The sequence below is a fragment of the Ktedonobacter sp. SOSP1-52 genome, assembly GCF_016587395.1.
The window spans coordinates 1,670,016-1,683,839 of sequence record NZ_BNJH01000003.1; the positions used below are offsets into that span (position 1 = coordinate 1,670,016).

The window sequence follows — 13,824 nt, forward strand, 5'->3', positions numbered from 1 at the left end:
TAGTACGAGATGCCCCGTACCATGATATGTAGACGCGTACTTTAGTAGCGCCGCTATGCCTTGGCGTCGAGCTTCTGGTGCAGTTCTTTGATCTGTTGGATGACATCGTCTAGTGTACGCACATTGAGCTCCTCCATGTCCTCGCGCAGTGTCTCCATCCGCTCAAGAAGCTCCATGTCGTCGTATTCCTCCTCGTCAAAATCCTCTTCAAAGCTCTCGTCCTGGTGTTTATTCATCTGTGCTATCTTCCTTCCTTCGTATTGTTTTCCTTGTCCTGTTTAAAACAGGAAGGAGGTATTGGGATCCTGGTAGGTCCAGCCGGGCTGGCTAATCGCGCCCGTTGCGACCAGGGTAGGCACCCCTTGTAGACCTCCATCAGGTGTCAGGGATACAGTATAAAGACCCTCTCCCTGGGCTAGGCGTTTCCCCTGCCAGGAGAGACGCTGCTGCGTCAGGAAGAGGAAATGCTGGCTATCGGCTGCCCAGGGACTATTGGGCAAGGGCTGGAGCAGCGCTTTGCTATCGACCGCGTTTCCTAACTGACCCCCTGTACCAGCGGGGCTGCTCAGGAGGGTCTGGGTACGTTGATGAGCGACATCTATCAGTATCAGGCTGTGTGGACTATTGAGCAAGAGAAAGCGGCCATCAGGCGACCAGGAGGGCGTGCTCTCTTGATCGGCATGGAAGCTGAACGCATGTCGCTGGTTGAGAGGTAAAATAGTAAATGAGGTACCGGTTGTATAGAGAATCGCGTTGCCATCGGGACTCCAGGCAAACTGCGTGCAGGCGCAGGTTGCCAGCACGCGTTGCGCTCTCTTTAGAGAGCGCAATATCAATTGTACCTGTGCCGGGTGTCCAGAAGATGCGGGCTGAGAATCTATGCTTTGCGCATACAGTAGACTCGTATCCTGGTGTTGTGGTTGCCAGAGCACGCGTTCGAGTCCAGCAGGAAGGGGATGCCCGGTGAGTTCCTGGTTGGTGAGCGCGCGTTGTTGCGTGCCAGCCAGGGTTGTGGTGAAGAGTCCTTTATCAGCAATTCCCGCGACAAGATCATTCGTATAGCCGAAAGAAGGGAACGCATAGCTGGTTGGGAAGATTTTGGCGGCGATCCCACCGGGCTGATCGTTCTGGGTGAGCCACCAGGTGGCATCGCCAGCCTGAAAAGTATCGCCTACACTCGTTTGGCGGAGCAGGAGGCGATTCCCAGATGGATTCCAGGTGGCATTGCTATAGCGTGCGTTGGTGTTTGAGAAGGCGACAACTATGGGCGTGCCACCATCGATTCCAACGGTACTGACGGCGCCAGGGGCATCCTGTATTATGCCACCTGGCCTCTGTTCTGCCAGGACACTTCTGGCTGCCGGGGTACGTGCGAAGTCCGTATCGAGTGTGCGAAAGGCCACAATCTGATGATTGGGCGACCAGCTATACCCGATGACTGGCACATCTTGTTTGGCGATGGCGAAGCTATTGGCGCCATTGGCGTCAACCGTCCAGAGTTGTCCATCTTTGAGATAGCCAATGATCTTTGTTCCATCATGCCCAGGTTGGCAGGCGATGAGGAGCAGGCTAGCCAGCAGTAGCAGGAGGGCGAGAAGTGCCAGATCTTGTCGTTTCATGCTTGCAGTATATGCGCCACGGGCCGCGTGGTCAAGAGCGTTTTAACCAGGGCTTACAGTTACTTCTGAGATGTGCTATGCTTCTTTTTGGCAGTCAATTGTGAGGTTGCGCTGTGTCTCTAGATGGGGTTTGTGTGTAGTATATAGGCTCATCACTATGAAAAGAATAATCGAGCAACTTTTATTCCTCAAAGCAGATAAGGGGCAGAAGGGACAGCTTTATATCATCGACTCATGCCTGGGAATTCTGAGTTCTCTGGCAGTGACGCTTTGTCTCTACCTTCTTAGACTGTATCCAACGATCCCAAACGTCTCGCTCATCTATTTACTTATTGTGCTGGTGCTGGCAAGTACGCGGGGACTCTACGCCGCGACGGTGGCCTCTGTCGTTGCTTTCCTTTCTTTTGATTATTTTCTTGTCCCACCATTCTATACTTTTTCCATTGCTAAGTCTGAGGAATGGTTAGCGCTCTTCATTTTTCTCGTCACGGCTATTTTTACCGGTCAGCTAGCGGCTGCCCTGCGGCAGCGCGCCCAGCAGGCAACAATGCGTGAAAGTGAGACGCGTGCGTTGTATGAACTGGTGAGCGCTACCACGAATGAGGCGAGTATGGAGCGCCAGCTCCAGGTGGTGGCCCAGGCGGTTGTGCGCGAGTTTGCCTCGTCAGGTGTGCGCGATTGTGCCATTCTTCTCCCCAATGAGAAGAATCAGTTTGTTTTACATGCCGACGTAAAACAGACACCAGGTACAATCATGGAATTAGTACCTGACGAGCAGGTGACGGCCATGACGGCCATGCGCGAAGGAAAGGTGATCGACCTCCATAGCGATGCGTTGGTCTCGGCGCGTGACCCTATCCGGTACTGGTATCGTCGCAGGATGGATGCCAACGCCTCAAAGCGGGGCTATATTCGTATGTTGCCCTTGATGTTGGGACAGCGCAGCGTTGGTGTCGTGCGCCTGTTGATGAATGAGGATCCACAGCAATTTATGCTGGGAACGCGTGCGCGTGGAAGAGGTGAGCAACTCTCACAGAGAGCCGCGTTTTTCTGGACCTTTATGGACCAGGCGGCGGCGGTTATTGACCGGGCGCGCCTCCGACGTGAAAGCATGCAGGTTGAACTATTACGACGCACCGATGCCTTGCGCTCGGCACTGCTGTCCTCGGTTTCCCATGATTTGCGCACGCCTCTGGCCTCTATCAAAGCGGCGGCCAGCAGTCTACTCCAAGAAGATGTCTCATGGGGTGAAGAGGAGCGAGCGGGTTTTATTCAGGCAATAGAGCGGCAGGCTGATCGCTTGAATCGCCTGGTAGGCAATTTACTCGATATGTCGCGCATCGAGGGCGGGGCGCTCCATCCAGAGAAGGAGTGGTACCCTATTGATGAGCTTATTCACGATGTGCTGGGGCATATGCAGACAACGTTAGATGGGCGCGAGATCCGGACCTCGCTTCCAGAGGATTTACCCCCTGTTCAGATTGACTACCTACAGTTGGACCAGGTGGTCACGAATTTGCTGGAGAATGCGGCACGTTATACCTCTGTTGGCTCACCAATCGAAATCTCGGTCGAAGTCATGGATGAGAATATGCTTGTAAGCATTGGTGATTATGGACCGGGCATTCCTCCAGGCGACCTGGAGCGTATCTTTGACAAATTCTACCGTGTATCAGGAACCAGGCGCTCCAGTAGTAGTACAATGGGAACGGGATTAGGCCTGGCAGTCTGTCGTGGTTTAATCGAGGCGCATGGAGGTCGCATCTGGGCCGAGAACAGGCTTGAGGGGGGCGCGATTTTCCGCTTTACCTTGCCACTGACAAAGGGAGAAGAACTGGACTATGCATAAAAGTGGTGCTCGTATACTTGTAGTTGACGATGAAATTGAGATTGTGCGTGCCTTACAAAGAAGCCTGACGGCTTATGGCTATGAAGTCTTTTCTGCCTCCAGTGGCGAAGAGGCGCTGGAAGAGGTTGCGCGCCATCGCCCGGATCTTATCTTGCTTGATCTGGGACTGCCTGGAATCAGTGGGCTTGAGGTGTGCCGAAAGGTGCGGGAGCAATCGAACCTGCCCATCATTGTGCTTTCTGTAAAGGATACAGAGCGTGACAAGGTACAGGCGTTGGACCTGGGGGCAGACGACTACGTCTCCAAACCCTTTGGCTTAAATGAGGTCCTGGCGCGTGTACGTGTGGCCTTACGGCATTCAGCCCAGGTCAAGGTGGGAACTGAACCCGTCTTTCAGGCTGGCCCCTTGCGCGTGGATTTCTCCCAGCGCCTGGTGCAGGTTGAGGGGAAAGAAGTGAAGCTGACGCCGACCGAGTATGATCTCTTGAAGGCGTTGATCCGTAACTCGGGCAAGATCATGACGCGTCAGATGTTGCTGTCGCAGGTATGGGGAACGGGGTATGGCACAGAGGCACATTATTTGCATGTGTATATTGGGCAGTTGCGGCGCAAAATCGAGCCAGACCCGGCTCATCCTCGTTTTATTCTGACCATCTCGGGTGTTGGCTATCGCTTTAACAGCGAGGAGCCAGAATAGAGCGAGAACGAGCCATTGACTGGCAACATGCTGGCCTACCAGCGCTTGAGTAGGTGGGCCACTCTGCCTTCGGGTGTAACTTCGTAGCGAATACGATCTGGATTGATATTTTTGATCTTTTCGTTTTCCTCGACATCATCTGCCGAAACGAGCGTATCCTTTGGATGGAGCATCTGCCAGATTTGTGTGGCAAGCTCTGGCTGCCCTTGCAGATACACATACTTGCGGACAGGCAACTTGGCATTGAGTGCCATGCTCTCGGCTTTGCCAAAGGCTTCTTTAGCCTGCTCATCATCCAGATACGGATCAACAATCTCCATCATACGAGGCGTATGAGGCCGCGCTTTCGCATCACTCAGATACAGGAAGACGACCGGGCGATGTTGCTCATTATTATTGACTGCGGCACGGATAACCGCCTCATTACGTGGATCGCCTGGCTTAAGAATGGCCAGAATCGAGTTGGGCATCCGCTCTTCGATGCGTGTGACCACCACTGGTACAGTGACGCGGCCGGTGACTCTCCTGGAGCGTGCATGATAGAGGTAGGCAATAATCATACCCACAATGGTGATACTGCCACCGAAGATCGTGGCATCGCGCTTAAAGATCAGGTTCGTCACCCAGGCAATCGCGACCAGCAGAGTGGTCAGAATACCCAGGACATAATCGATCTTAAACCACAAGCCATGCGTCTCTTTTTGCGCTTCTTGTAGCGGAAGGCTGGAGCCATTCCTGAGGGGCGTATCCGTATTGCTGAGCGCTTCAACCTGCGAGAGCTGCAAATCGTGCGTCGAAGTAATGCTGCCAACGCTAGCGTGGCCATTACCTTGTGTACTCAATGCTAGACGCTGCTGACGCGCGGCCCGAGCCTTCTTCCAATCACGTGTGCGAACCACGTCCAGGCCCAGGCAGGTGAGCGTAAAGGCACCCAGGAGGCCGAAGGCATACATATCGCCCAGCAAGTTGATGTTACCGTTGACGGCGATAAGGATCGCGACCGGGATAAAGGTTGCCAGGGCGATAGAGAAGTGAGGCGTATCGCGTATCTTATTGCGCTTCAAGACGACTTCAGGCAGGAAGCCCATACGCGAGAGGGCCATAAACACATGATAGGCGCCGATGATCGCCGTATTACTAGCGAAGACCAGGAGTGCGCTGGCGCTGATAGCGACCTCTGTTTGGAGCACAACGCTGCCCCAGTTGCCTGCCAGCAGTGAGATGACCTGCCCGGAGGTATCCGGATTGGTCAGGATATTGGAAGGAAGTAGTTGTGTCGAGAAGAGCGTCAAAAGTGGGCTGGTAAGGCCAATTGTGATGACCACCAGAAAAAGGGCCTGTCCCGCAACCTTCTTATGTGGGCGCTTCATAACAGGGGAGAGCTGTGAGATGCTCTCCAGACCCGAGAAGGCCAGAAAGGCGTTCGCAAAGCCAATCAGCAGGGCTAACCCGGTCAGATGCTGGTTGGCAAACATTTTTGGGAAGAGCTGTAAAAACTCGCCAAATGAAATGTGGGAAAAGACGGTGACGAGGATGGCGATGTCGCTAATAAAGGCAATAATTGCGCCAAAGAGGCTCACCTTCGCGCTTTCACTGATACCTACCCAGTTGAGGACGCCAAGGAGTATGACGACGGCAACTGTGACCCAAAGGATATAGGGTGCCAGCGTAGGAAGAACCACGCTCAGGTACTGGATGCCGGAAAGACTACTGATAGCTGCGGTCAGAAAGTAGTCAACCAGGATAAACATACCCCCCAGCGCACCAAACCAGGGGTTAAGAGCTTGCGCACCCACCGTCACGACGCCGCCACCCTGTGGATAGCGATGTGTTACCTCTGCATATTTTAATGTAAGCAACACAAAAACGGTCATCGTCAAGAATACAAAGAAGCCCGCGAGTCCGTGAACGGTTTGATAGAGAATTCCAGGTGTGTAGTAGACCGAGGTCCCAATATCTGCAAAGACTACTGCCCAGCAGAGTAAAGGGCCAAGCATATTTTTTGTATTATGCTCGCTCCCCTCATGTCCTACTTCTGATGTTGTTGAAGCCACAGATTCCTGTGCCATGTCGAACTGTCATCCTTTTGGTCGAGAATGATGCGAGGAGGCTTGCCCTCCTCTAGGAAACTTGCATGCTTGCTAGATGTAGCATGCAAGGCTCTCACGCATGCTACATAGTGTAGCATACAAGCCATTTTAAGCCCAGCTCGACACTTTGCCAAACTGGTCTATTTCCCTCATTGAGGCTGCAAATTGTCTATATATGTTAAACCGTATCTACTTTTGACCAAGCACATTGCTGTCAATTTGACAGTTAGTTTCAAGCAGGCTACAGCTGCCTTTCTCCTCGTTTCGCCCATGAAATGGAGCGTTAATTAAAGACTTCTTACCCATCCGCAAGAGATGCAAAATAAACGCCATTGGTGTTTGGTCAGATACAGAATACATATGTTAGAAGTGTACCTCAATTGAACTAACGTTGGCAACAATCCTCGATCAAATAAGATCGCGCTTTTAAGCGCTTTCAGCGTATGAATTCCTACCGAGCAAATTGCTGGCCGAGCAAATCGCTGGTGGAAGATGAGCTTGATGATGGAGGAAACGAGAAAGGGGATGCTTGCTTTCGGAACACGGTTGGTGCGCCAGTCACGCTCCTGGCATGAACCATGACTGCTTCTTTGTGGTCTCGCGCTCCGCCCGCTTGGCATTGGGAAAGCTCCTGGGCTGAGAGGATCACTTGTCTCAATTGAATAGTCAATAGGGATTCCAGGGAGAGACAGGAAAAAAGCCTTAACGTGGCAGGATCAAGGTGATGAACACGTGTGTTACAATAATTGCGATATAGATGAGTATGTATATTTGAAGGAAAAATGTATGACAACACTCTCTCAGCGGGTACGTATTCTGCATAGTAATGACATCCATGGACGTATTGATGGTCTGGCCCGCATCGCAACGCTGGTGAAGCAGGAGCGTGCGGCTTCTCCTCACCTACCGATTCTCTATCTCGATGGTGGTGACATAGAAGAATCCTCGGTCCGCTTGAGCAATCTGACGCGTGGCACAGGAATGCACCGTCTGCTGGCGGCCGCAGGCTGTGACGTCGCGACGATTGGCAATGGCGGTCTGCTGCGTTATGGGTACGAGATTCTTAAGGAGTATGGAGAGGTTTCGGGTTTTCCCCAACTCCTGGCCAACCTGCGCCTGCCCAACGGCACGGTTCCTGAAGGTGTACAGGCTGCGACCATTCTCAAGGCGGGAGTGCTGCACCTGGGCGTGATCGGCCTCTCTGAGAACATGTTTAACAGCTATACAAAATATTTCGGTATGCTTGAGTTATCGGCAGTAGCGCTTGTGCGCGAACTGGCGGAACAGCTTCGTGAGCAAGGAGCCAACGTGGTGATCCTTCTCTCACATATGGGATTGAAGAACGATCGCGAACTCGCCAGCGAGCTACAGGGTGTGGTTCCCTTGATTATTGGTGCACATACGCATGACCTACTACCCGAAGGCGAGCGTGTTGGTGAAGTACTGATTGTTCAGGCGGGCTGCTACGCGCAGCATCTTGGCTATCTTGATCTGCTCTGGGATGGTGAACGCCTCTCAGTCGAGCGCGTACGCGTCGAGCCCGTCAGCGAGGAAATTCCTCCAGCTCCGGAGATAGAGGTAGAGGTCAAGTTGATTGAAGAGGATATTACGCATGTGTTTAGTGAAGTCATCGGCGAGCTCATGGAAGCACTGGACTTCTCAGAGGAGCGTGAGTGTAGTACGGTAAACCTCATGGCTGATATGCTGCGTGAACGAATGGGGGCCGAGGTGGCTTTGATAACATCGGGTGCCAGCTTTGTTGAAGCGCTTCCGTCAGGACCCCTAACACGTGGAAAGCTCTGGGAAGCCTGTCCCTCGCCTGGAAATCCCGGAGTCGTGGAGATGACTGGTGCACAATTGCTTGCCGTTATCCAGCGTGGCCTCGACCCTGAAATGGTTGCCAGGCGACCCCGCCCATTGCGTGGACACGCGCAAGGCCTTCTCCACCTGAGTGGCGCAAGCATGCGTGCCGGGCAGCTCTATGTTGGAGATGAGCTGGTAGACCCAGAACGGATCTACCGTGTCGCGGGTTCAGATTGGGAACTGGACTCCTATGGAGGGTATACCGATCCCGCGTGGGGGCTCAATCCCACGTATGATATGCCTACTATCCTGTCCGAAGCTCTGGAGGCATATATCACACTACAGAAGAGTATTAGCCTGCCGGTGATGGGTCGCCTGGGGTAAAACATGCAGGAGCCATGATCCTCTAGAATCTCTCCCAGGTTGACTGGATACGAGGATGGTTCCGCGAACCACAGAAAAGGGAGGTTTAGCCTAGAGTCTGTTAGAACTTTAAAGGAACTGCACCTGTTCGATCATTCGCGCCAGCCACTCAAGTTCCGTCTGTATTCGTTGATCATTGAAAGCATTCAATTTTTCGACATAGGGCTGTACTTTGCCCACAATGGGGGAATCAAGATATTTCTGGTATCGTCCCTTTTCCAGGATAAGGGACTGGAGCGCCTGTATACGCGTTTGCAGGATCTTCACGCGATCCTCAGGCTCCAGGAAGCCGAAGAGGGCGAAACGCACATAGAAGTCCATATCGTTGCGAGCGATTGTGTGTGGAAAGTCGCGTAGCATCTCGCGCAGTTCGGACAGACCATGGTCCGTCAAATGATAGATGTGGCGATCGGGCTTTCCTTGTTGCTCGATTGCTTCGCGCCGCACCACACCCATCTCCTCAAAACGCCGTAGCGCCGGATAGAGCTGATTATGGTGCAGCGTCACCAGTCCGCCCAATGTCTGATCGTAAGCCTTCTTTATCTCATATCCATGCATTGGGCGAGAAAGAAGCGCGGCAAGTATAAGCATATCCGCAAGCATAGACGTCCATCCCCGATATATTCCACAAAAGAGCAAGAAAGGCTGCGCTAGCCTTTCTAGAGCGTTGAGATTGTTTTGCCCGACTATATGGGCAAAATCTGTAGGGCTGCATGTAAGGCCATAGCAAGCTTGCGCAGTCTTTCGATGCGACCTCCGAATGTTATACTATAACCTCAGCCTCTCTACCACACTTTCTTTCAAGAGCAGAGAGGAAAATCAGAGATGGACAAGCGAGCAACTACTACCAGACCACCGGGAGGTGAGCCGGACCGGTGGTCGCTGTATCGCCTGACCGCCAGGGCACCTCAGACGGAGCGACCGCCAGGCGCACATTCGGCAGGCGTTTGAGTAGCGTCGTCCAGAGCACCTGCATCTCCATACGCGCCAGTTGCTGACCCAGGCAGGCATGGATACCACGGCCAAAGCTGAGGATGGGATTTGGCGTGCGATCAAAATCCACCACGTCTGGATTAGAGAAGACCGATGGATCTCTATTGCCGGCATGAAAGGGCAGCACCAGCACTTCGCCCGGCGGGACATGGACGCCGCTGAACTCGACCTCTTCGCGGGCGATGCGCGGCCTACCGCCCGCACCCAGCAGGGTGACGCGCAGAATCTCCTCGATCGCGGAAGCCATCGCTTCTGCATCATCGACGCGCGCTTTCAACTGTTCCAGCAGATCTGGGCGTTGGAACAGCACAAAAGCGGAATTGGTAAAGCTCGTGCTGGTCGTCTCAAAACCGGCGGCGATCAATCCAAGCGCGAACGAGAGCATCTCCTGCTCTGTAAGCACGCCATCGCCCTGTTCGTGGTTCTTCACCAGCAGACCCAGGACGGTATTGCTCGGATTGGCCCGCTCTTTCTCGATCAGGGGCGTAATATACTGCACCATTTTCTGCCAGCGCTCCTGCTGTTCTTCTGAGGTGGCAGTGCGCGAGAGCAGATCGCGCCCCCATTCGCGGAAGAGCTTCTCATCTTCATAGGGAATGCCCAACAGGTCACAAATGACGGCCATCGGCGTTTTGATGGCGTAGTCCTCGTAGAGATCCGCCGGCGGTCCCTTGCGCTCCATCTCATCGATCAGCCGATTGGTCAGTGCGACTACCCCTGGACGCATCTCGTTGGCATGCTTGACGGTGAAGGCCTGCGTAACCAGGCGGCGAATCTGGTTGTGGCGCTCAGGTGTCACTGTAAAGAGCGAACCCTCGCGTGTACGGGGCGAGACCTCCATGCGCGGCACATCGCCGTCTGAGCGGAGAATCGTGCCACAGCGCTGCGCATCGTTTGCAGCCTTCGTGATATCTGCATGGCGGGTCAACAGAAGAGCATCACCGCCGTAGGGCATCTTCACACGCGCTACCGGGCACGTTGCTTGCAACTCCGTATACTCTTTGGGTAGCTCCAGACGATGATCAGCCAGCGGAAACGGGAAATGGAGCGGTGCTGCTTCCTGCTGCACCTCCGGCACCTGAACGTTGACATCCTGTTCGTTACTCATAGGGCTATTTGCTCCAATCTAGAATTTGCCTGTTTTTATCACTATTTTGCTGAAATGAGGGAATCTTCACAAGCGAGTTCCATGGACGGTGGTGAATACCACGCCCTTCGTTTATCAGACCGCCTGGTCATTTTCTACAACAATGAGCTCTGAATCGTTTGCTTCGTCCTCAACGCTGAAGACCTGACCCGGACAGAGATCCACGGCCTGTCGCACGTTTTTCAGCAGCGCCAGAGAAGGTCGCTCATTGAGAACATGAACGGTGCCATCGCTGTCTCGCTGCTCAAAAACGTCGGAGCAGGCGAGCACACAGTTCCCGCCCGCAATACACTTTTGGGTATACGCGATCACGCGCACGTCATCACCTCCTTTCTGATATGTTACGTTGACATAGGTAATAATAATATATCAGATAGGCAATGGGCAAGGTGATGAGAGGGAATGTTAGGGGTGGAAATGCCGAGCATCCTCGACGCTCCTTGACACTGTGGTATTTACCATGGTATTATCCGAGATAGAAATACCACCGTAAATACCATCGTATTCGCCCAAAAAAAGGGAACAGAAACAGGAGCCGTTGTATGCCATCCAGTAAGGATCGTCAGCGTATCGAAATTCCAGTCCATTTCTATGAGCAACTGGCGCAGATCGCCGAGACGGAGGATCGCACGATCACCAGCGTCCTCAACCAACTGCTGTTTCAAGCTTTACAGGGCTATCAGCCGACATGGATACCCAGTAAACACCTCAGTCGCTTCAATGAGCATGCTCAGCATGTCCTCTCCCTCGCCCGCGAGGAGGCACTGTCCTTCAATCACCAGTATATCGGGACCGAGCACCTATTATTAGGTTTGTTGCGTGAACAAGAGGGCCTCGCAGCCCTGGCGCTGGAAAAATTGAGTGTCGCACTTGATCCTGTCCGTGCTGCTGTTGAAAAGAAAATTGGGCGTGGAAACCAACCTGTCAAGGAGGAAATTGACTACGTGCCCCGAGTTCGCAAGGTGCTCTCACTTGCGCTGGACGAAGCAGAGCGTCAGGGAAGTGCCTACGTTCGCACCGAGCATATCTTGCTGGGAATAGTGCGCGATGGTGGCGGTGTCGGTGCGGATATTCTCGATACTCTTGGGATTTTGGGAAAGGTACGCGCCCAGGTTTTCGAGCTTCTCGGCTAGCTCTTCCCCTGCTTAAAAAAGGAAGGAGAAAACAGCATGACAGAAACTAGTGATGTTTGGACTGGCAAAGCCAGCAGCTACGATCGGGCGCGTCCGACGCCACCACCAGCTTTGCTCGATCTGCTGACGCAGTTGATTCACCTGCCGCATCCCGCTCTGGTGGTGGATTTGGGCAGCGGGACTGGACTGTCAACCGCGATCTGGGGCGAGCGGGCCGAGCAGGTGATTGGGATCGAACCCAATGCCGATATGCGGAACGAGGCTGTGCGCAACGTCGAGGGCCATCCTTACGCAGCACATATCGAGTATCGAGAGGGGCTTGCTCATCAGACGGGTCTGCCTGATGGGTGTGCGGATATCGTCACTGCTGCCCAAGCATTCCACTGGATGGAACCAACTGCGACCCTGGCCGAGATCGCTCGGATTCTGCGACCCGGAGGACTCTTTGCGGCGTATGACTATGATTCGCCACCAGCAATCCATTGGGAGCTTGATTGGCTCGCCCAGGAGGGAAGTTTGCGCTTAGTGGAGCTTGTCCGGGAGCGCGGACTGGCTCAGAGCTTCAAGATCTGGCCGAAGAACAAATCCCTCGACCCTCTGCGCGAGAGTGCTCACTTCCGCTTCACCCGCGAGGTATTGCTTCATCATATCGAGCAGGGAGACGCTGCACGGTTTCTTGAGATGATGCAGAGCAGTGCGCTCAGCCACCAGTTCCAATTCACCAAACAAGAGATCGGGTTTGATCACCTCAGACAGGCCGCGCTCCAACATATCGGGTCCGAACCCATTCCTTGGTATTTTAGTTACCGAGTTCGCATCGGAATCAAGTGAATGCGGGGATGTGAGAAAGAAAGCCCATCATACGTCGTCCGCATGATGGGCTTTCTTTCTCACATCCTTGAGTGTATCTCGTTACGCAACCCGTGGGCACTATTCAGATCACATCAGAAACGCGCCTGGTATCGCTGGCCCGGTCCTGAGGCGATCAACCGTGGTAGTAGTCGGCGAGTGCGGTGAAGGCGGCCTTGGGTTCCCAGGGCATGTCGGGATAGGTGTCGCCGAGGCGGTTCTCCAGGATCTTGACAACGCCCCAGCTGGCCATGTCGAGGTCTTCGCGGGGGTCGCTGCGGTGTGGCCAGCCGTAGCAAACGAAGGTGCACGCGAAGGCGGCGTCGACGCCCTCGGCGGTGAAGACGTCCAGCAACTCGCGCAGGTAGGTGGCCTGCTCCTGCTCGTCGCGGGTGTAGTCGCCGTTGAGCCGGACCGGGGTGGTCCCGTCGAACACGATCATCTCTCCGCCGCCGCGGGCGCCGTGGTCGGCCGCGCCGCGGTGGGTGGTGCAGCCGAACTCGGTGATCGCGACCGGCTTGCCCTGCGCGACCAGCGTGCGGACACCCTGCTGGAAGATGTGGGCGATCTCCTTCGAGCGGTGGAGGTCGACCGAGACGATGTCGAATGGCGTCCAGTCGACGCCCTCGAACGGGATGGAGGCGTACGTGACCTTGCCACCGAACCGCTCGCGGACCACGGTAACGGCCCTGGCGAGGAAGTCATTGATGCGGGCGGGTAGCCCGGCCAGCAGCTCACGTATCCCCGGCTCGCGCCGGAGCAGACGGCCGGTCCGCTCCTCGAGGCTGTTGCCCGGCAGGAACCCGCTGTTGAACAGGCTCAGCTCGGCGCCGGTGACGAACACGACCTCGGCTCCCCGGTGGCGGATCCGCTCGGCGCGCTCCGCGCCGTCGGCGAGCAGGTTGAGCATCTCCTCGGGGCCGAACTGATAGGTGAACGGCGAGAACCAGACCTCCAGGCCCAGGTCGGCGGCATGGCTCGCGGCGAATTCGAGCCGGTCCAGGTCATCGCCGAACAGGCGCACCGCGGTGCAGTGCAGGTCGTCGCGGATGATCTGCAATTCGCGCCGGACGATCTCGTGGTCGAACGGCCGGCGGGTGACGCCGTCGACACTGAATCCGGTGTCGTAACCGATGCCCTTGACTCGCGGAGACCTTTTTTGTTGCACGACTAATTCGGCTTTATTGAGCTTCATACACATTTTCCCTTCGAACACTTTTT

The 13,824-nt window shown here is 54.6% G+C and carries 12 protein-coding genes; 5 read left to right on the forward strand and 7 right to left on the reverse strand.

The window, feature by feature from the left end:
- Nucleotides 1–53: 53 nt before the first annotated feature.
- Together JMJ16_RS32560 and JMJ16_RS32565 are read right to left on the reverse strand one after the other, a co-directional pair.
- Nucleotides 54–236 carry a hypothetical protein gene (locus JMJ16_RS32560; RefSeq protein WP_201388376.1) on the reverse strand — a complete coding sequence of 61 codons (183 nt, stop codon included), beginning with the start codon at nt 234–236 and terminating at the stop codon, nt 54–56.
- 42 nt (nt 237–278) lie between these two features.
- Nucleotides 279–1,619, reverse strand: a complete 1,341-nt coding sequence (locus JMJ16_RS32565) for a PD40 domain-containing protein (protein WP_201388378.1) — start codon at nt 1,617–1,619, stop codon at nt 279–281.
- A 157-nt stretch (nt 1,620–1,776) separates the two neighbouring features.
- On the opposite strand from JMJ16_RS32565, the gene JMJ16_RS32570 reads away from it, so the two are divergent.
- Nucleotides 1,777–3,468 carry an ATP-binding protein gene (locus JMJ16_RS32570; RefSeq protein ID WP_201388381.1) on the forward strand — a complete coding sequence of 564 codons (1,692 nt, stop codon included), beginning with the start codon at nt 1,777–1,779 and terminating at the stop codon, nt 3,466–3,468.
- Complete coding sequence (locus tag JMJ16_RS32575) at nt 3,461–4,165, forward strand: response regulator transcription factor (RefSeq protein ID WP_201372234.1); 705 nt, start codon at nt 3,461–3,463, stop codon at nt 4,163–4,165. The genes JMJ16_RS32570 and JMJ16_RS32575 overlap by 8 nt, the downstream gene beginning before the upstream one ends.
- 35 nt (nt 4,166–4,200) lie before the next feature.
- Here JMJ16_RS32575 and JMJ16_RS32580 read toward each other — a convergent pair whose 3' ends face one another.
- On the reverse strand, nt 4,201–6,234 hold the full coding sequence (locus JMJ16_RS32580) for an APC family permease (protein ID WP_201388383.1): 2,034 nt from the start codon (nt 6,232–6,234) through the stop codon (nt 4,201–4,203).
- 807 nt (nt 6,235–7,041) lie between these two features.
- On the opposite strand from JMJ16_RS32580, the gene JMJ16_RS32585 reads away from it, so the two are divergent.
- Complete coding sequence (locus JMJ16_RS32585; protein ID WP_201388385.1) at nt 7,042–8,442, forward strand: bifunctional UDP-sugar hydrolase/5'-nucleotidase; 1,401 nt, start codon at nt 7,042–7,044, stop codon at nt 8,440–8,442.
- A 108-nt stretch (nt 8,443–8,550) separates the two neighbouring features.
- On the opposite strand, the gene JMJ16_RS32590 is transcribed toward JMJ16_RS32585, so the two are convergent.
- The 3 genes from JMJ16_RS32590 to JMJ16_RS32600 form a co-directional block, all read right to left on the reverse strand.
- Complete coding sequence (locus JMJ16_RS32590; RefSeq protein WP_201388387.1) at nt 8,551–9,084, reverse strand: PadR family transcriptional regulator; 534 nt, start codon at nt 9,082–9,084, stop codon at nt 8,551–8,553.
- 241 nt (nt 9,085–9,325) lie between these two features.
- On the reverse strand, nt 9,326–10,582 hold the full coding sequence (locus JMJ16_RS32595) for a cytochrome P450 (RefSeq protein WP_201388389.1): 1,257 nt from the start codon (nt 10,580–10,582) through the stop codon (nt 9,326–9,328).
- A 114-nt stretch (nt 10,583–10,696) separates the two neighbouring features.
- The gene (locus tag JMJ16_RS32600; protein ID WP_201388391.1) at nt 10,697–10,939 is read right to left on the reverse strand and encodes a ferredoxin; all 243 of its coding nucleotides are present in this window, start codon (nt 10,937–10,939) and stop codon (nt 10,697–10,699) included.
- A 224-nt stretch (nt 10,940–11,163) separates the two neighbouring features.
- Here JMJ16_RS32600 and JMJ16_RS32605 point away from each other — a divergent pair, with 224 nt between their 5' ends.
- Together JMJ16_RS32605 and JMJ16_RS32610 are read left to right on the forward strand one after the other, a co-directional pair.
- The gene (locus JMJ16_RS32605) at nt 11,164–11,754 is read left to right on the forward strand and encodes a Clp protease N-terminal domain-containing protein (RefSeq protein ID WP_201388393.1); all 591 of its coding nucleotides are present in this window, start codon (nt 11,164–11,166) and stop codon (nt 11,752–11,754) included.
- A 36-nt stretch (nt 11,755–11,790) separates the two neighbouring features.
- A complete protein-coding gene (locus JMJ16_RS32610) occupies nt 11,791–12,585 on the forward strand; it encodes a class I SAM-dependent methyltransferase (RefSeq protein ID WP_201388395.1) in 795 nt (264 codons plus the stop codon).
- 154 nt (nt 12,586–12,739) lie between these two features.
- On the opposite strand, the gene JMJ16_RS32615 is transcribed toward JMJ16_RS32610, so the two are convergent.
- Complete coding sequence (locus JMJ16_RS32615; RefSeq protein ID WP_201388397.1) at nt 12,740–13,798, reverse strand: hypothetical protein; 1,059 nt, start codon at nt 13,796–13,798, stop codon at nt 12,740–12,742.
- Nucleotides 13,799–13,824: the final 26 nt, after the last annotated feature.

Bases quoted from the DNA above. Each gene is read 5' to 3' on its own strand.
- JMJ16_RS32560 (WP_201388376.1), bottom strand. From the start codon at position 236: ATGAATAAACACCAGGACGAGAGCTTTGAAGAGGATTTTGACGAGGAG.
- JMJ16_RS32565 (WP_201388378.1), bottom strand. From the start codon at position 1,619: ATGAAACGACAAGATCTGGCACTTCTCGCCCTCCTGCTACTGCTGGCT.
- JMJ16_RS32570 (WP_201388381.1), top strand. From the start codon at position 1,777: ATGAAAAGAATAATCGAGCAACTTTTATTCCTCAAAGCAGATAAGGGG.
- JMJ16_RS32575 (WP_201372234.1), top strand. From the start codon at position 3,461: ATGCATAAAAGTGGTGCTCGTATACTTGTAGTTGACGATGAAATTGAG.
- JMJ16_RS32580 (WP_201388383.1), bottom strand. From the start codon at position 6,234: ATGGCACAGGAATCTGTGGCTTCAACAACATCAGAAGTAGGACATGAG.
- JMJ16_RS32585 (WP_201388385.1), top strand. From the start codon at position 7,042: ATGACAACACTCTCTCAGCGGGTACGTATTCTGCATAGTAATGACATC.
- JMJ16_RS32590 (WP_201388387.1), bottom strand. From the start codon at position 9,084: ATGCTTGCGGATATGCTTATACTTGCCGCGCTTCTTTCTCGCCCAATG.
- JMJ16_RS32595 (WP_201388389.1), bottom strand. From the start codon at position 10,582: ATGAGTAACGAACAGGATGTCAACGTTCAGGTGCCGGAGGTGCAGCAG.
- JMJ16_RS32605 (WP_201388393.1), top strand. From the start codon at position 11,164: ATGCCATCCAGTAAGGATCGTCAGCGTATCGAAATTCCAGTCCATTTC.
- JMJ16_RS32610 (WP_201388395.1), top strand. From the start codon at position 11,791: ATGACAGAAACTAGTGATGTTTGGACTGGCAAAGCCAGCAGCTACGAT.
- JMJ16_RS32615 (WP_201388397.1), bottom strand. From the start codon at position 13,798: ATGAAGCTCAATAAAGCCGAATTAGTCGTGCAACAAAAAAGGTCTCCG.